The organism is Micromonospora sp. CNZ322, from assembly GCF_007827755.1.
This window is the reverse complement of sequence record NZ_VITD01000004.1, coordinates 1-16,636: the sequence shown is the minus strand read 5'-3', so window position 1 is coordinate 16,636 and position 16,636 is coordinate 1. Positions and strand designations below refer to the sequence as shown.

Sequence of the window (16,636 nt, the reverse complement as noted above, 5' to 3'; positions counted from 1 at the left end):
CGTCGATCGGCGCGGCGGTCGGCTCTGCGGTTGACAGCCGGCCTGGCCGCGACATGCTGGACGGGTGAGCCGATTGTCCAGACCTGATGCGCGCACGGTGGCGGTGCTCGCGGCGCTTGGAGCCCTTGCGCCGCTGGTCATGCTGGTGGTGTGGCGCCGACAGGACCTCCTCGGCGTGGTTCTCGCGCTGCTCTGCGTGCTAATGACCATGATCGCCGGGGTTGCCGTCTCCGCCGCTCGGCAGGTCGACGATCCGGAGCCGGCGGACCGGTCGGCAGCCCTCGGGCCGCCCGAGCTGATGCCGTACGGGATCGACGCGGACACCCTCGACGCCATGGACCCCCGGGACGCGTTGCGTGCGGTGCGTGACCGCCGCCGCGGGTCGAACGGGCTCAGCGGCCGGTGAGCGTGGGCGCGGAGAGCGCGTCCACACCGCGCCCCGCCAGACACCGGTAGGTCCGGTCGATGCTGCCGTCGACCGGAGGTAGCACCTCCAGGTGCCAACCGGTCGCCTCGGCGATCCCGGTGGTCAACCCGAACGTCCTCGCGCTGCACACCTGCCGCACCGGCTCAGCGGCGGCCACCTCGTCATAGTCGGCGCCGACCAGCGACACCGGCAGGATGCCCTCGGCGTACGTCTCCCAGGTGTGTCGGCCGGCGCAGGACAACCGAGCCGCCTCGGCGCGGCTGCCGCGGATCCGCATCGGGCCGAAGCACTCCAGCTCGGGCAGGCACCGGGCACCCTCGGGCAGGGCGGTGGGCGCACCGGTGCCGGTCGCACAGCCGGGCAGCGGCCCGGTAGCCGGTGCGGCGATCTGGGTGGCCGACGGGTACGGGGCGGGTGGTGGCGCCCGGTCGGCGACCCAGGCCCCGGCGGTCGCGGAGGCGGCGAGCGCGAGCACCCCGGCGCCGCCGAAGAGCCAGCGCCGCCACCGTCGACCGGCGGGGTCGGTTCGCTGAGTGTCCTCGATGGGCGGTCGGGGCACCGGCTGGCTGGCCGCGTACGGGCCGGAGAGCGTCGCGGCACCGCTGACCGGAGCGCCGCTGACCGGTGTCGCCGGCGAGCCGAGTGGCAGGTTGGTGAGCAGGTCGTGCAACTCCAGGGCGGAGGGACGCTCGCCCGGATCGTTGGCCATGCCGACGCGCAGCACGTCGATCAGCTCGTCCGGCACCCCGGGCAGGGCGGGGAGCGGCTGGTTGAACATCTCCAGCACGGTGACAAGGCTCGGGTTGCGCTCGGACTGCCAGCGCGGCGGCCGGCCGTGCATCACCGCGTAGAGGGTGGCGCAGAGCGCGTACACGTCGACGGCCGGTGACGGCGGGCTGTGGCTGAACATCTCCGGCGGCGCGTACGCCGGGGTGAGCACCTCCAGGGTGACCGAGGCGTCCCGGTGCTCGGCGAGGACGGCGAGCCCGAAGTCGGCGAGCACCGCCGAGTTGAAATGCGAGTGGAGGATGTTGGCCGGTTTCACGTCCCGGTGCAGCACCCCGGCGGCGTGCGAGTGGGCCAGCGCGTCCGCGATCTTGATGCCGAGGTCGCGAGCCTCCACCGGGCCGAGCGGCGAGGTGCGCATCCGTTCGGCGTACGAGCCGTCGCAGAGCTCCATGATCAGGTAGGGGTGCTGATCGACGGTGACCCCGACGTCGAAAAGGTCCACCACGTGCGGGTGGGACGACATCCGGCCCGCCGCCCGCGCCTCGCGCAGGAAGCGGGCCTGATCGCGCTCGCTGTCCAGCGTCCGGTTCTCCACCTTGACGGCGACCTCGCGACCCACGGAGATCTGGGTGGCCTGGTAGACGGTCGCGTACCCGCCCCGGGCAAAGACCCGCAAATCAGTCAGGCCGGGCACGATCGGCACTGGCAGGCCGCCGGTCGGGGTGTCGGTCACCGCTCGAAAATACCCAACCCGACCGATGGCTCAGCGCACCGCGTCCGCCGGAGCCGCACCGGCGGGACCGGTACCCTCCTCGGCGACCGCGATCGTCCCGGCACCCTCGGACGAACCGACCCCGCCGGCCGGGATGCCCCGCCGGGCGTCCAGACGCAGACCGATGGCGGTGGCCACGGCGCCCAGCCCTTCCCACGCCGCCACACCGAAGAACCGGTCGGGAGCGATGTCGGCCAGCACCGCGATGGTGAACACGGTGAACGTGACCAGCCGGAAGACCACTGTGAACCGGTAGAACACCCGCCACTCGGTCACCGTGGCGAGCAGGTAGTAGACGCCCATGTTGAAGGCCGCCATCGAGGACGCCAGCAGGAACGTCCCGGTGTGGTCACCGACGGACCGCGTCGCCGGCACCTCGAACCCGAGCATGCGCAGCTGCGCCTCCGGCCAGAGCAGCCCAACCGCGCCCATCACCAGCGCCAACACGCCGAAGACCGCGATGGTCCAGCCCGCGATGGATCGCGGCAGCTTCATGAACGGCCTCCCCAGGCACGGCGACGGTCCCCAATGTGGACCCGTACGCGGTGGTGACACGCTAGCCGCTCCCCGAGACCACCACATCCCCAGAACCGGCAGAACCTGCACCCCCAGGGTCGCGTTGATCATGAAGTTATTGCCCTGCACGTCGGCGTGTCGGGGCAATAACTTCATGATCAACGGTGGGGTGCGGTGGGGATGGGTGAGGGGTGGGTTAGACCAGGGCGGTCAGGCGGGTGTGCAGGGCGTCGGCTGCGGCTCGTTCGCTGCGCTGCTCGGTGGCGTACGCCAGGCGGACCGCCTCCTGCGCGCAGGACACCGCCTCCGCCGGGCGACCGCAGGCGGCCAACGCCTCGGCCAGCACACTCGCCGCGATCACCTGGCTGCGTACGTCCTCGGCCGGTGCGGTGACCGCACGACGTGCCCAGTCCAACGCCTGCTCCCGCTGCCCGTGCGCGAGCAGCGCCGCAGCGTACTGAGCCATCGTCTGGCGGCGGGAGAAGAGCAGCGAGGGTGCGTTCGCGGCGGCCGTGGCCACCGGGGCGAGCAGCCCGACCGCTGTCGCCGAGTCGCCGGCGGCGAGACGGGCCGTCGCCAGCAGCACCCGGGGCGCCACCTGCGCCGGAGCCTGCGGGTTGTGCGGCTCCACGGCGGTCAGCACCGCGCGGGCCACCCGCTCGGCCGTCTCGCAGTCGCCCATGTCCAACGCGACGAAGCCGCGCAGTGTGCCGGCCATCCCGGTGAGCAGCGGATGCGAGGTGCGCTCCGCGTACGCCAGGGCGTCGGTGAGCAGGTCGGCGGCGTGCTCCGGCTCGCCCAGGCCGCGCGCCACCACCGCCCGGACCACCAGGGCGAACCCGCGCCCCCAGTCGTCGGACGCGGCGGCGAACTCCCGGTACGCCCGCCGGGCCTCCCGGTCCGCCTCGGCCAGGTCACCCAGCTCGGCCGTGGCGAACGCCGCCACCGCGCGCAACGTGCCCACCGCCCACGCCTCACCGACCCGCTCGCCGAACGGCAGGAACACCTGCGCCATCCGACACGCCTCGCGCAGTCGGCCGGCGAGCAGCCGGGCGAACGCCGTGGTGCCGCGCAGCCAGGCCCGCCCGTACGGGTCCTTCAGCTCGGCGAAGAGTCGGGCGGCCCGGCCGAGCACCGCGTCGGTCCCGGCGAAGTCACCCCGGGTGGTGGTCACCCAGGCCAGGTTCTGCAGGGACCACGCCTGCCCGCGTCGGTCCTGCGCACCGAGGCTGACCTGGTACGCGGCTGCCAACCGGCTGCTCGCCTGACTCAGCCGCCCGGCCACGAAGTCGGCCATGCCGAGCCGGCGCATCGCCGTGGCGCGCTGCGTGGGCAGCCGACCCTCGGTGGCGACCTGCAAGGCCTCCTGCCATGCGGTCACCGCCCGGCCCTGATCGCCGAGGGTCTCCTGGGCCTGCCCCGCCAACAGCAGGGCGCTGACCCGGGTGGCCTCGTCCCCCGCGTTCGCGGCGATCTTCTCGGCGTACGCCAACGCGTCGGTGACCCGGCCGATCTGGAGCAACGCCCGCGCGTGCACCACCCGATCGGCTGCCGGCACCCCGTCGCGGGCCAGTTCGGTGGCGCGCTCGGCGTACTCGACCGCCATTGCCGGCTCACCGGCGGAGAGCGACCGGCGGGCGGCCCGGCCGAGCGCGGCGACGCCGAGCGGAACCACCGCCCGGGCCGGCGCGTCCGGGCGCAGCTTCACCGCGTCGGCGAGCGTGGCGGCCCGCTCGACGTGCGTCGCCACGAAGTCGTCGCGTGCCTCGTCGGTGAACCCGCCCACCGTGCTGGCCGTGGTCTCGTCCGCCGGCGCCGCCCAGCGGGCCAGCGCCGCGTGCCGCTCGGCCAACTCGGCCTTGCTCACCCCTGCGTACGCGGCCTCCCGCATGAGCGGTGTGGCGAACGAGTAGCCGGCACGCGAGCGGTGCAGCATGCGGCGTTGCAGCAACTCCTCGACTGCCCGGTCGAGCTCGACCGCGACCACTGCCGACGGCCGACCGTCGCGACCGCCGCGTTGCTCCCGCATCGCCTCCAGCGCGCCGGTCGGCACCGTGTCGCCGGTGACCGCCGCGTCGCGCAGCACCGACCGGGCGTCCGGCGGCAACGCGTCGATCCGGGCCGCGAGCACGGCGGCGAGGTCCCGGGAGAGCAGCCGGCTGCCCAGCGAACCTGGCACCAGCCGCCAGCCGGTCGACCCGCCCTGCTCCCGCTCGCCGGAGCCGGACCGATCCACCGCGGCAGCCCGCGTCGAGGCGGCACCGCGCACTGATTCGGTGGTGAGCGCGCCCCGTTCGATAAGCAGGGTGACAAGCTCAGCCAGGTAGAACGGATTGCCCTGCGCCGTGGCGAGCAACCGGTCGGTGTCGGCCTGCGGCAGCTTGCCGCCGCCGAGGTAACTAGTGAGCAGCCGGGCCGCGTCGGCACCGCGCAGCGGCGGCAGCGAGTGCACCTCGGCGTCCGCGACCCGGGTCAGCGCGCCAGCGGTACGCACCAGCTCGGGGCGGCCGAGCAGCAGCACCAGCACCGGGCCGGTGAGCCTGGACAGGGTCAACCCGAGGGCACTGATCGTCTCGGCGGTGGCGTCGTGCAGGTCGTCCACCACGATCACCAGCGGCGCCTCCGAGGCGAGCCCACTGAGCAGGTCGGCGACCGCGTTCGGCACCACCTCGGCGTCCGCTGCCGGAGTGCCCGATCCGCCCCACTCACCGCTGTCGCTGCCACCGTGGGCCGGGAGTTCGGCGTAGCCGAGCAGGGCCAGCAGCTGTTCCGTGGCGATCGGCGGTGTCTCCGCACCGGAGCGGGCGAGCCGCTGCCCGAGCCGGCGCAGCCGCTCCTCGACCGCCGGGCGGGTCAGCGCTGTGGACGCGTCGCTGGGCAGACCGACGGCGGCCCGCACCAGATCGGCCAGGGGTGCGAGGCGTCGCCGCTCCCCGAACGCGGCACAGCGCACCGAGAGCACCCGGGCCCCGGTGTGTGCCGCGTACCGACCAGCACCGACGTCGTACCCGGCGGCGAGGCGCTCCACCTCGGCGGCGAACCGGGACTTGCCGATGCCCGCCTCGGCGGTCATCAGCAGCACCCGTGGGTCGCCCTGGTCAATCACCTCGGCGAGCCGGCCCGCGACCCGACCGATCTCCGTCTCCCGGCCGACGTACGGCGCCTCGTCGCCGAGCCCCGAGCGGGTGCCCGGCGCGTCCAGCAGACCCAGCAGCTCGTACGCCTCGACCGGCTCACGCTTGCCCTTGAGCCGCAGCGGGCGCAGTGCCCGCCAGGAGGAGACGTGCCGGGTGGCCGCGGCGGTGCGTCCACCGGCGTAGACGGCCCCGACGGCGGCGGCGTCGGCGAGCCGGGCCGCGGTGTTCACCGTGTCGCCGATGACCGTGTATTCAATCGCGGCCTGGATGCCCGCGATGACGTCTCCGGTGTTCAGCCCGACCCGCAGCCCGAGCGGCGCGCCGCCGCCCCGCTCGTCGTCGAGCACCCGGCGGACGGCCCGCTGCATGGACAGGGCGGCCCGGACGGCACGTTCGGCGTCGTCCTCGTGCGCCACCGGGGCGCCGAAGACCGCCATGATGCCGTCACCGGTCAGCTTGTCGACGTGCCCGCCGAAGGTCTTCACCGCACCGGCGAGGGCGGCGAGCACCCGGTCGGTGACCGCACCGACGCGTTCCGGGTCGAGATCCTCCGACCAGGAGGTGAACTCGGAGAGGTCACCGAAGAGCACGGTGACCACCCGGCGCTCGGCCGCCGGCAACGTGGCGGCGGCCGGCAGCGCGGCGCCACAGTTGTGGCAGAACCGCGCGCCGGGAACGGCAACGGTTCCACACACGGGGCAGGTCACATGTGCTCCAACCCACTGACCCCGGGCGCGGATTCCCCGGTGTCGACGCCCAGATACTCCAGCTGGGCCCGGACCGACCATTCGGCCGCCCACCAGAGTGAGCGGTCCACGTCCGCGTAGACCGTCGCCACCACGTCGGCGGGGGTGTGGGCGCCGGCGGCGACCGCCGCCCGGACCTGGTCGAGCCGGGCCCGGCGGTGGGCGAGGTAGAAGTCGGCGGCGGCGGCGCAGTCGGCCAGTGCCGGGCCGTGTCCAGGCAGCGCCGGAATCCCCCGGTACGCGGACAGCAGCTCCAGGCTGCTCAGGTAGTCACCGAGGTGCCCGTCGGGATGGGCGACCACGGTGGTGCCCCGGCCGAGGATGGTGTCACCGGTGAGCACCACCCGCTCGTCGCCGTGCTCGACCAGGAAACAGACCGAGTCGGCGGTATGCCCTGGCGTCTGCAACAGGCTGATGTGCAGACCGAAGCCGCCGAAGTACTCGCCCGGCTCGGTCAGCGGCTCGCCGCCGATGGTGTGCGCCGGGTCGACGGCGAGCACGTGCACGCCGCCGAGCAGCTCACTCAGCCGGGCCGCGCCCTCAGTGTGGTCGGGGTGGCCGTGCGTGATCAGAATCAGCCCGACCGGGCCGTGCTCGGCGATCCGGGTCAGGTGCCCCTCGTCCGCCGGCCCCGGGTCGACCACGATGCCCGACTCGGCCGCCGGCGCGCGCAGCACCCAGGTGTTGGTGCCGTCGAGGGTCATCGGCCCCGGGTTCGGCGCACGCAGCAGTGAAACCCAGCGGGGCAACTCGTCGGCAAGCGCCGCCACCGCCCCCGTCACGTGCCCGCTCATGGCTGCGATCGTACGACCCCGCCCGCCACACCCCACGATCCTGCACTTGCGGCCCCTGATTCATCCCGGTTCAGGGCTTTCGTCCGAGCAGAAAGTGCAAGATCGCGGGGCGATGGGACGCGTCAGGCGACCTCGACGATCAGCTCGATCTCCACCGGGGCGTCCAGGGGCAACTCGGCCACGCCCACCGCGCTGCGCGCGTGCCGGCCAGCCTCCCCGAAGACGGTGCCGAAGAGATCCGAGGCGCCGTTGATCACGGCGGGCTGACCGGTGAAGCCGGGCGCGGAGGCCACGAACCCGGTCACCTTGACCACCTTCACCACGTTCTCCAGGCCGACCAGCGAGTCGACAGCGGCCAGCGCGTTGAGCGCGCACCGCTGGGCCAGGTCCTTCGCCTGCTCGGCGGAGATCCCGGCGCCGACCTTGCCGGTAGCCAGCAACTTGCCCTCGGCCATCGGCAACTGGCCGGAAACGTACACGTGCTGCCCGGACTGCACGGCCGGGACGTAACTGGCCACCGGCGGCACGACCTCGGGCAGTTCGAGACCCAGCTCGGCGAGCTTCGCGTGCGGACCGTTGCTCACGCCTTGGGCCGCTTCAGGTAGGCGACCAGCTGGTCCGGATTCGGGCCGGGGACCACGGCGACGAGCTCCCACCCGTCCTCGCCCCAGTTGTCGAGGATCTGCTTGGTCGCGTGGACCAGCAGCGGGACCGTGGAGTATTCCCACTTCTGCATCGCTGAAGGGCTCCCTCTCGGTGCGGAATTGTTCGAGGGACAGCCTACGGTCCGCTGGCCGGACGAGGTACGGGACGCTGCTCCGGCGCGGCCGGCAGCTCCCCGCAGCGCCCCTCGTGCTCGTACCCCTGGGGGCAGCGGGACCGGTCGGGCAGCAGCAGGTCACAGAAAACCCGGTGCCGGTTGTTCTGATCGTCGGCGTTGGAGACGGTGGTTTCGCCGGCGTCCAACTCGGGCAGGAAGCCCAGGGACACCGCAACCCGACCGGCCAGCACGGTCGCCGCCGCCAGATTCGGCACCCGGATCGGCAGGTGGATGACGAAGCCCGGCTCGTCGTCCTCGCGGGTCCGCTCGGCGGGCTGGCTCGGCATCCGGGCCGTCTCCGCCTGCTCCGACATCCGGCGGTACGACCGTTCGTTGATCGGCTGGTTGGTGACCTGCCCGCCGGCGTCGACCACGGACCCGAGCCGGCGGGGCCGGTCGTTCGCCGGGAACTGGGTGCGAGGGATGTTGTCCGCGTCGCGCATGCACTGCCTCCGGTCGTACCTCTCGGACCATGCTTCCGGCCCGGACCCATTCGTCCGTTCCGGCCCCCGCACCGGGACGAAGGTAGGTCTGTCGCCGCGGTCCCGCCAACAGGACGCGCACAAGAAGCCACCAACAGTCACATATGCGACACACCGCAGGTCGGGGGCCCGACACCGAAACCGACGCGGGTACCGCTCACCGGATCGCTGGGCCACTCGACAGGCAGGGGCGACACCGACCCGGTCATCGACCGCTACCCTTCCGGTCGGACGGTCGCGCAGCGCCCGGCCGCCCGCTCGATCACGCTCGGCGCCAGGGGTGGCGGCGGGCGCCGCACCCCTGGGGGAACGACATGACCCACCCGCCCAGCGGCGACCAGGCCGGCACACCCGCTCACCCACCGGCACACCCGGATCCCGCCGGTCAGCCCGGCGCGCCGATCATCCCCAGCCAGTCGACCCCCGCTGCACCGCCTGGGCAGCTCGCTCTCCCCGCCTCCCCCGCCCAGCCGGCACTCTCCGCCGCCCCCACCTCACCGGCTTTCCCGGGGCAGCCCGGCGGCCCCAGCCAGCCGGCCTTCCCGGGGCAGCTCGGCGGCGCCGGGCAGCCGGAAGGGCCTGGTGGCCCCACCTCGGCCACCGCACCGACGCAGCCGGGTACCCCGAACCCCTCGTCGATCCCCGCGGCACCGCCGGCCTATCCGCCCTATCCGGGCACGGCCGAGCCGAAGAAGAAGCGTGGTCTGCTGATCGCGGCGATCGCCCTGGTCGTGATCATGGTGCTCTGCGTGGGGGGCGGCGTGGTGGCCTTCCTGACCCTGCGCGATGCCGAGACCGGCGAGGGCGCCAAGGAGCCGGCGGTCGCCGTCGACGAGTTCCTCACCGCTGTCTACAAGGATCGCGACGCGACAAAGGCGGCCGGGCGCGTCTGCGCCGCTTCCCGCGACGACGACAAGATCGCTGCGAAGGTTGCCGAGGTGGAGAAGTACGCCTCCACCTACCAGAACCCGCGCTTCCGGTGGACCACCCCGAAGGTGGACAACCAGACCGGGGAACGGGCCACCGTCTCCACCCGGCTCACCATGACCACCGCCGACGAGAAGGTGGCCGACCAGGAGTTGCGCTTCACTGTGGTGCAGAAGACGGGTTGGTGGGTCTGCGAGGTCGCCTGACCGGCCAGCCTGGATAGGCTCGACGGGTGTGTGCAGCTGAGCGTCCGATCGACCCGGCCGGTACCGGGTGGCCCGCCCGTCTCCACGTGGTGACCGGCAAGGGCGGCACCGGTAAGACCAGCGTGGCGGCGGCGCTGGCCCTCGCGCTCGCCGCCGGCGGCCGGCGCACCCTGCTGGTCGAGGTCGAGGGGCGGCAGGGCATCGCCCAACTGTTCGGCATCGAGCCGCTGCCCTACGAGGAGCGGCACCTCGCCGATGCGGCGGACGGCGGTGAGGTGCGCGCGCTCGCGGTGGACGCCGAGGAGGCGCTGCTCGAGTACCTGGACATGTTCTACAAACTGGGCGCGGCGGGCCGGGCACTGCGCAAGCTCGGCGCCATCGACTTCGCCACCACCATCGCGCCCGGCCTGCGGGACGTCCTCCTCACCGGCAAGGTGAAGGAGGCCACCACCCGCACCACCGGGCAGCGGCGCGCGTACGACGCGGTGGTGCTGGACGCCCCGCCGACCGGGCGGATCGGCCGGTTCCTCAACGTGACGGCGGAGACCGCCCGGCTGGCCAAGGTGGGCCCGATCAAGACCCAGAGCGAGGGGGTCGCCGCGTTGCTGCGGTCCCCGATGACCGCGGTGCACGTGGTCACGCTGCTCGAGGAGATGCCGATCCAGGAGACGGTCGACGCGATCGCCGACCTGACCGCCCTCGGCTTCGGCGTCGGGAAGGTGCTCGTCAACGGAGTCCGGCCGCCGCTGCCCGCCGGAGCGGCGGTCACCGCCGCGGAGTTGAGGCGCGGGCTGGTCGCCGCCGGGCTGCCGGCCGATCGGGACATCGTGGCCGGATTGCACGATGAGGCACGTGATCAGCTCATCCGGCGTGAACTGGAAGATTCGCTCCGCGCCGACCTGGTGGAGTTGGGGCTGCCGATGATCGAGTTGCCGTTGCTGCCCGACGGGGTTGATCGGGCGGGGCTCGCGACCCTGGCCCAGGCCCTCGTCCGCGCCGAATGACTCACACCTGAGCGCAGCACGGGCGCGCGGACCCACCGGCCCGATACGCTCGATTGGTGCCTTCCGAAGACGCGGCGCCGCAGCTGGACGTCGACCAGATCCTCGCCGACCCAGGCGTGCGGATCGTCGTGTGCTGCGGTGCCGGCGGAGTGGGAAAGACGACCACGGCCGCGGCGCTGGCGCTGCGGGCCGCCGAGCACCACGGCCGGCGCACTGTGGTGCTCACCATCGACCCGGCCCGCCGGCTGGCCCAGTCACTGGGCCTGACCGAGCTGGACAACACCCCCCGCCAGGTCAAGGGGATCGACGTCGAGAGCAGCGGCGGCGAGTTGCACGCCATGATGCTCGACATGAAGCGCACCTTCGACGACGTGGTGTTGCAGCACACCGACCCGACGAAGGCCGCGGAGATCTTCGCGAACCCGTTCTACCAGGCGATGAGCTCGACCTTCGCCGGCACGCAGGAATACATGGCGATGGAGAAGCTGGGCCAGTTGCACGCCCGGGGCGAATGGGACCTGATCGTGGTGGACACTCCACCGTCCCGCTCGGCACTGGACTTCCTGGATGCGCCGGCTCGGCTCTCCCGTTTCCTTGACGGCCGGATGCTGCGGCTGCTGCTGGCCCCGGCGCGCAGCGGCGGCCGGAGCATGTTCAGCCTGGTCACGGCCTCGTTCGGGATGTTCTCGAAGGTGGTGCAGAAGGTGCTCGGCGCGCAGCTGCTCACCGACCTGTCCGGCTTCGTGGCGGCACTGGATTCGATGTTCGGTGGTTTCCGGCAGCGCGCCGAGCAGACGTACCGCATCCTGCAGGCGCGGGAGACGGCCTTTCTGCTGGTCGCGACGCCGGAGCCGGACGCGGTCCGGGAGGCCGCCTATTTCGCGGGCCGGCTGCGGGACGAGCGGATGCCGCTGGCCGGCCTGGTGCTCAACCGGGTACACCGCCCGGCGGTCCCGGAGCTGGACGCCGAGCAGAGCCGAGTCGCCGCCGAGCGGCTGACCCAGCTGGGTGGGCATGAGGCCACCGCCGACGTGCTGCGGGCGCACGCGGCGTTGGCTCGCCAGGCGGTACGCGAGCAGCAGGTCGCCGCGCGCTTCACCGAGGCGTTCCCTGCCGTGCCGGCGGTTTCGGTCACGGCGCAGCCCGCCGACGTGCACGACGTCGACGGGCTACGGACGATCGGCGCGGCGATCAGCCGGCCGTGACCGGCGTCAGTTGGCCGCGCTGACGAGAATCTTGTCCTTGCCGGCCTTGTCCTTGCTGTTCTTCTTCATCGCGGCCTCGAACATCTTGCGCCAGCTCGTCACCTGCGGGTGACGACGCAGTAGCGCCCGCCGTTCGCGTTCGGTCATGCCGCCCCACACACCGAACTCGATCCGGTTGTCCAGCGCGTCGGCCAGGCACTCGTACCGAACTGGGCAGCTCCGGCAGATCCGCTTCGCCACGTTCTGTTCGGCGCCCTGTACGAACAACGCGTCCGGGTCCCCGTTCTGACATGCCGCCAGCGACGGCCAGTCAGTGATCATGCCCATGTGTACACGTCCCCCCTTGCAGTACCTACCGACCTCGTCGATGCACGCCAGCCGGCAATTCCCCCCGATCGCCCGGCCTGCCTTCCCCAAGGCGGCGCGGACGACATGTGGCGCTGTCGCCGCCCCCATCATGCTCTGTAGTCGACTGATTACGCAACGTTGTCGACGAAATCCATCATTCCGGACACTCCCGGCTTCCCGGGCGTTCGACCGCCGGTTACCCCGCCGAGGTCAGCGATAACGCTGCGCCGCCTCACTGAATCGGAGGAGACTCACGCCAGGTCACACGCAACCAAGCACCGGGGGTCGTGCGTTTAGCACAACGAGGGCAGCGCACGCAGGAAATGGGGAAAGAACGCCCCAGCGCCCCTCGTTCCCTACTCGCGTACCCTGTCGAGGTGACCTGGATGCGGAAACGTGACCACAATGTGCTGACCAACGCCGCATCGCTAGCCGTGTGTGGCCTGCTGGCCGGCGTGGTGGTCGCTGCGGCGGCCTTCCCCGCGGTAGCGATGTCCGGCTTGGCCGCGAAGGCCGGCGCCGAGACATTCGGTGCCCTGCCCACGGAGCTGACGGTGGCCCGCGCGCCACAGATCAGCTACCTGCTGGCATCGGACGGCAAGACACCGCTCGCGACGATGTACGACGAGAACCGGCGTGACGTGAAGCTCGCCGACATCTCGCCGTTCATGCAGAAGGCCATCATCGCGGCCGAGGACCATGACTTCTACAAGCACAACGGCGTCGACATCAACGGTGTCGCCCGCGCGTTCGTCAACAACCAGAGCGAAGGCTCCGGCCGGCAGGGCGCGTCGACGCTGACCATGCAGTACGTCCGACTGGCCATCGCCTACTCGGCCACCCACCCGGCGGACGTCGTCGCGGCGACCGAGGACACCAGCGCCCGCAAGCTGCGCGAGATGCGGCTGGCCCTCCAGGTCGACAAGGAGTTCTCCAAGGACGAGATCCTCACCCGCTACCTCAACCTGGCCTCGTTCGGCAACGGCGCGTACGGCATCTACGCCGCCAGCCAGGTCTACTTCGGTAAGCCGCCGAGCAAGCTGAAGATCGAGGAAGCGGCGTTGCTGGCCGGCATGGTCAAGGCGCCGACGACGAACGATCCCACCACCGAGGCGGGTTACCCGCTCGCACTGGATCGGCGCAACTACGTCATCCAGAACATGGTCGACATCAAGGCCATCACCCAGCAGGAGGCGGACGTCGCCAAGGCGACCAAGCTGGTGGTGAAGGACAAGCGCACCCCCAACGGCTGCGTCGCCGCCAACGTCAACGAGTGGGGCTTCTTCTGCGACTACTTCTACCGCTGGTGGATGGAGCAGGAGACGTTCGGCTCGACCACGTACGACCGTGAGCGCCGGCTGAAGAGCGGCGGCTACACCGTCGTGACCTCGATCGACGTCCAGGCGCAACGCGGCGCGGACAGGGCGGTCCGTAAGGCCAAGAGCGTGAACAGCAAGGAAGCGGCAATGGTCGCGGTCGTCGAGCCGGGCACCGGTCGGGTGCGGGCGCTCGCGGTCAACCGGCAGTTCAGGCTCGACGACCCGAAGAACCCGAAGAACAAGCTCTCCAGCGACCCCGCGAAGAGTAAGAAGAAGATCCGGGGCAACTACCCGGCGACGGTCAACCCGCTGCTCACCGGCGGCAACGGCATCACCGGCTACCAGGCCGGCTCGACCTTCAAGATCTTCACCATCGTCGCCGCCCTGGAGAAGGGCATCCCGCTCAGCTACTCGATGAACGCTCCGCAGCAGTTCAAGTCGGAATACATCATCGACAGCAGCAGCCCGGCAGCCTGCAAGGGCACCCACTTCTACTGCCCGACCAACTCCGGCCTCAAGGCCGGCGGCGTGCAGAACATGTGGAGCGCCTTCAGCGCGTCGATCAACACCTACTTCGTTCCGCTCCAGCAGCAGGTCGGTGCGGAGAACGTGGTCGACGCCGCCCGGCGGGCCGGCATCCAGTTCCGGGCGAGCAACGACGCCAAGTTCGCCGCGACCAAGAACGATGCCCACCAGTGGGGCGCCTTCACCCTTGGTGTCTCCTCCACCACCCCACTCGACCTGGCCAACGCGTACGCGACCCTGGCGGCCGACGGCAAATACTGCGAGCCGATCCCGGTGCAGGAGATCCGGGACCCGGAGGGCAACAAGCTGGACATCGCCAACCCCCGGTGTGAGAAGCGGTTCAGCACCGAGGTGGCCCGGGCCGCCGTGGACGCTGCCCGCTGTCCAGTCGGCGACAACTCCAGAACCAGCAAGTGCGGTGGCAACCGTACGGCCGCCGTCGTGAAGGGCATCGTCGACGCGCCGGTGGCCGGCAAGTCCGGCACCACCGACTCGGAGAAGACGGCCGCCCTGGTCGCCATGACCAAGCAGTACTCGGTGGCCGGCATCATGGCCGACCCGGACTGGCCGCAGACGAACGTCGAGATGAAGCACTCCCAGAAGGACGGCATCAACCCGCCGGTGTACGAGACCCTGCGGGATGCCATGAAGAACAAACCGCGGATCCAGTTCGAGCCGCCGGGCCAGAAGATCTCCGAGGGTGACCAGCGCAGCATCCCCGACGTGAAGTGCGTTTCGGTGGATCAGGCGAAGTCCCGGCTCAAGGGCGCCGGCTTCGAGCCGGTCGTCTCCAGCGCCAAGGTGCCGTCCTCCTGCAAGGCGGGTGACGCGGCCGGCACCAGCCCGGACGGACGCACGATCAAGGGTGGCGTGGTCACCATCCAGGTCAGCAGCGGCGGCGGCACGCCGGGCAACACCAACGGCACTCCGGGCGGCCAGCCCGGCAACCAACCCGGCCGACCAGGCAACGGCCGTCCGAACGGCTGAGCCGACCGGTAGGACACAACGGGCGGGCACCCTCCTCGGGTGCCCGCCCGTTCCGTCTGTCCGGACCAGCGAGCGGCGGCGCACGTCCTGCGCGCCGCTGACCCCGCTGGGTCAGAGACCGAGCTGTCGGCGTACCTCGGCGGCCACCCGGCCACCCTCGGCCTGGCCCGCCACCGCGGCCTGTGCCGCCTTCATCGCCGGGCCCATCTGGGCCTTTCCGCTGAAGCCGCCCGCGGCGAGCGCCCCCGACACCAGCTCGGTCAGCTCGGCGTCCGAGAGCTGCTTGGGCAGGTAGCGGTCCAGCACCTCACCCTCGGCGCTCTCCTTCGCTGCCTGCTCGGCACGCCCGGCGTCGGCGAAGGCGGTGGCCGCCTCCCGACGCTTCTTGGCTTCCTTGGTCAGCACCGCGAGCACCTCGTCATCGGTGAGCTCGCGCTTGGCCTTGCCGGCGACCTCGGCGGTGCCGACGGCGGCCAGGGCCATCCGCAGCGTGGAGGTGGTCAGCTCGTCGCGCGCCTTGAGCGCGGAACGCATGTCGGCAGTGAGGCGGTCCTTCAGCGTGCTCATGGACGGTCAAACTACCCTGAACGCCATGCGAAAGCGCACACTATTCCGGCTCGCCGCCGGAACCGCCACGATCGGCGCGGCCACCCTCGCGTACGCGTCGCTCGTCGAGCGCAACATGTTCACCCTGCGGCGGTACGACGTGCCGGTGCTCCCGGCCGACGCGGAACCGCTGCGCGTGCTGCACCTGTCGGACCTGCACATGATGCCCGACCAGGCGCGCAAGCAGCGCTGGGTGGCATCGCTGGCCGCCCTCGACCCCGACCTGGTGGTGGTCACCGGCGACAACATGGCGCACCCTGGCGCGGTGCCCGGGGTGCTGCGGGCCCTGCACCCACTGCTGGACTACCCGGGCGCGTTCGTGTTCGGCTCCAACGACTACACCGGGCCGGTGCTGAAGAACCCCTTCACCTACTTCCTGCCCGACCGGGAGTACACCGAGGGCGTCGATCTGCCCTACGAGGAGTTGCGTCAGGTCTTCACCGGCGCCGGCTGGGCGGACCTCAACAACGCCCGGACCATGCTGAAGGCCGGTGGCCGACAGCTCGACCTGGTCGGCGTCGACGACCCGCACATCGACCGGGACGACTACCCCTCCGTGGCCGGCGCGGTGTCGTCCTCGGCGGACCTCTCCATCGCGCTGACGCACTCACCCGAGCCACGGGTGCTCGACCAGATGGCGGCGGACGGCTTCGGGCTGCTGCTGGCCGGGCACACCCACGGTGGTCAGGTCTGCGTACCCGGCTTCGGGGCGCTGGTGACCAACTGTGGCCTGCCCCGCTCGATGGCGCGCGGCCTGCACCGGTGGCCGGGCTCGGACTCCTGGCTGCACGTCTCCGCCGGCCTCGGCACCCACCCGACTGCCCCGATCCGCTTCGCCTGCCCCCCGGAGGCCAGCATCCTGACCCTCATCCCCCGCTGACCGCTGCCCGCTGGCCTGGGCGGCGGGGGTACCGAGTTTGACCATCGGGGCGGGTGGGCTACTATTTGTCGGCACGCCTCGGGGTGTGGCGCAGCTTGGTAGCGCGCTTCGTTCGGGACGAAGAGGTCGTCGGTTCGAATCCGGCCACCCCGACCAGGTCAGAGGGCACATCCGATCCATGGATGTGCCCTCTAGTGCTTCCTGGG

Annotated in this window: 14 protein-coding genes, 1 tRNA gene and 1 pseudogene; 7 read left to right on the top strand and 9 right to left on the bottom strand. The window is 71.6% G+C overall.

Annotation, left to right across the window (positions count from 1 at the left end; all coding sequences use genetic code 11):
* Positions 1 to 64: 64 nt before the first annotated feature.
* Positions 65 to 406: a hypothetical protein gene (locus FB453_RS11405; RefSeq protein WP_145789726.1), complete on the top strand. Its 342-nt coding sequence runs from the start codon at positions 65 to 67 to the stop codon at positions 404 to 406.
* Here FB453_RS11405 and FB453_RS11400 read toward each other — a convergent pair.
* From FB453_RS11400 to FB453_RS11375, 7 genes are all read right to left on the bottom strand, one after another.
* Complete coding sequence (locus FB453_RS11400; RefSeq protein ID WP_145789724.1) at positions 393 to 1,889, bottom strand: serine/threonine-protein kinase; 1,497 nt, start codon at positions 1,887 to 1,889, stop codon at positions 393 to 395. The two genes, FB453_RS11405 and FB453_RS11400, sit on opposite strands and share 14 nt — an antisense overlap.
* Before the next feature lie 30 nt (positions 1,890 to 1,919).
* Complete coding sequence (locus FB453_RS11395; protein WP_145789722.1) at positions 1,920 to 2,423, bottom strand: hypothetical protein; 504 nt, start codon at positions 2,421 to 2,423, stop codon at positions 1,920 to 1,922.
* A 217-nt stretch (positions 2,424 to 2,640) separates the two neighbouring features.
* Positions 2,641 to 6,288, bottom strand: coding sequence for an adenylate/guanylate cyclase domain-containing protein (locus tag FB453_RS11390; RefSeq protein WP_145789720.1), 3,648 nt, complete (start codon positions 6,286 to 6,288; stop codon positions 2,641 to 2,643).
* The gene (locus tag FB453_RS11385) at positions 6,285 to 7,121 is read right to left on the bottom strand and encodes an MBL fold metallo-hydrolase (RefSeq protein WP_145789718.1); all 837 of its coding nucleotides are present in this window, start codon (positions 7,119 to 7,121) and stop codon (positions 6,285 to 6,287) included. The genes FB453_RS11390 and FB453_RS11385 overlap by 4 nt, the downstream gene beginning before the upstream one ends.
* A 122-nt stretch (positions 7,122 to 7,243) precedes the next feature.
* On the bottom strand, positions 7,244 to 7,705 hold the full coding sequence (locus FB453_RS11380) for a RidA family protein (protein ID WP_145789716.1): 462 nt from the start codon (positions 7,703 to 7,705) through the stop codon (positions 7,244 to 7,246).
* Entirely contained in the window at positions 7,702 to 7,857 is a 156-nt protein-coding gene (gene sp36, locus FB453_RS34180; protein ID WP_007466198.1) for a Sp36 family protein, read from the bottom strand. The genes FB453_RS11380 and sp36 overlap by 4 nt, the downstream gene beginning before the upstream one ends.
* 44 nt (positions 7,858 to 7,901) lie before the next feature.
* The gene (locus FB453_RS11375) at positions 7,902 to 8,384 is read right to left on the bottom strand and encodes a hypothetical protein (protein ID WP_145789714.1); all 483 of its coding nucleotides are present in this window, start codon (positions 8,382 to 8,384) and stop codon (positions 7,902 to 7,904) included.
* Between the two features lie 602 nt (positions 8,385 to 8,986).
* Between FB453_RS11375 and FB453_RS11370 the strand changes: the two are divergent.
* From FB453_RS11370 to bagB, 3 genes and pseudogenes are all read left to right on the top strand, one after another.
* A pseudogene (locus tag FB453_RS11370) lies at positions 8,987 to 9,556 on the top strand (Rv0361 family membrane protein); the annotation flags it as partial.
* Positions 9,557 to 9,582: 26 nt separating this feature from the next.
* On the top strand, positions 9,583 to 10,560 hold the full coding sequence (gene bagA, locus FB453_RS11365; protein ID WP_145789712.1) for an ATPase BagA: 978 nt from the start codon (positions 9,583 to 9,585) through the stop codon (positions 10,558 to 10,560).
* Between the two features lie 53 nt (positions 10,561 to 10,613).
* Positions 10,614 to 11,765 carry an ArsA family ATPase gene (bagB, locus tag FB453_RS11360; RefSeq protein ID WP_091403361.1) on the top strand — a complete coding sequence of 384 codons (1,152 nt, stop codon included), beginning with the start codon at positions 10,614 to 10,616 and terminating at the stop codon, positions 11,763 to 11,765.
* Between the two features lie 6 nt (positions 11,766 to 11,771).
* Here bagB and FB453_RS11355 read toward each other — a convergent pair whose 3' ends face one another.
* The gene (locus FB453_RS11355) at positions 11,772 to 12,092 is read right to left on the bottom strand and encodes a WhiB family transcriptional regulator (RefSeq protein WP_030328078.1); all 321 of its coding nucleotides are present in this window, start codon (positions 12,090 to 12,092) and stop codon (positions 11,772 to 11,774) included.
* A 407-nt stretch (positions 12,093 to 12,499) separates the two neighbouring features.
* On the opposite strand from FB453_RS11355, the gene FB453_RS11350 reads away from it, so the two are divergent.
* On the top strand, positions 12,500 to 14,944 hold the full coding sequence (locus tag FB453_RS11350; protein WP_145789710.1) for a transglycosylase domain-containing protein: 2,445 nt from the start codon (positions 12,500 to 12,502) through the stop codon (positions 14,942 to 14,944).
* Between the two features lie 111 nt (positions 14,945 to 15,055).
* Here FB453_RS11350 and FB453_RS11345 read toward each other — a convergent pair whose 3' ends face one another.
* Positions 15,056 to 15,511, bottom strand: a complete 456-nt coding sequence (locus FB453_RS11345; RefSeq protein ID WP_145789708.1) for a GatB/YqeY domain-containing protein — start codon at positions 15,509 to 15,511, stop codon at positions 15,056 to 15,058.
* Between the two features lie 25 nt (positions 15,512 to 15,536).
* Between FB453_RS11345 and FB453_RS11340 the strand changes: the two genes are divergently transcribed.
* Together FB453_RS11340 and FB453_RS11335 are read left to right on the top strand one after the other, a co-directional pair.
* Complete coding sequence (locus tag FB453_RS11340; protein WP_145789706.1) at positions 15,537 to 16,430, top strand: metallophosphoesterase; 894 nt, start codon at positions 15,537 to 15,539, stop codon at positions 16,428 to 16,430.
* 79 nt (positions 16,431 to 16,509) lie between these two features.
* Positions 16,510 to 16,586 (top strand) — tRNA-Pro (locus FB453_RS11335).
* Positions 16,587 to 16,636 lie beyond the last annotated feature (50 nt).

Coding starts and splice junctions, on each gene's coding strand:
- FB453_RS11350 (WP_145789710.1), top strand. CDS start 12,500: ATGCGGAAACGTGACCACAATGTGCTGACCAACGCCGCATCGCTAGCC.
- FB453_RS11340 (WP_145789706.1), top strand. CDS start 15,537: ATGCGAAAGCGCACACTATTCCGGCTCGCCGCCGGAACCGCCACGATC.
- FB453_RS11385 (WP_145789718.1), bottom strand. CDS start 7,121: ATGAGCGGGCACGTGACGGGGGCGGTGGCGGCGCTTGCCGACGAGTTG.
- FB453_RS11395 (WP_145789722.1), bottom strand. CDS start 2,423: ATGAAGCTGCCGCGATCCATCGCGGGCTGGACCATCGCGGTCTTCGGC.
- FB453_RS11345 (WP_145789708.1), bottom strand. CDS start 15,511: ATGAGCACGCTGAAGGACCGCCTCACTGCCGACATGCGTTCCGCGCTC.
- FB453_RS11375 (WP_145789714.1), bottom strand. CDS start 8,384: ATGCGCGACGCGGACAACATCCCTCGCACCCAGTTCCCGGCGAACGAC.
- FB453_RS11355 (WP_030328078.1), bottom strand. CDS start 12,092: ATGGGCATGATCACTGACTGGCCGTCGCTGGCGGCATGTCAGAACGGG.
- sp36 (WP_007466198.1), bottom strand. CDS start 7,857: ATGCAGAAGTGGGAATACTCCACGGTCCCGCTGCTGGTCCACGCGACC.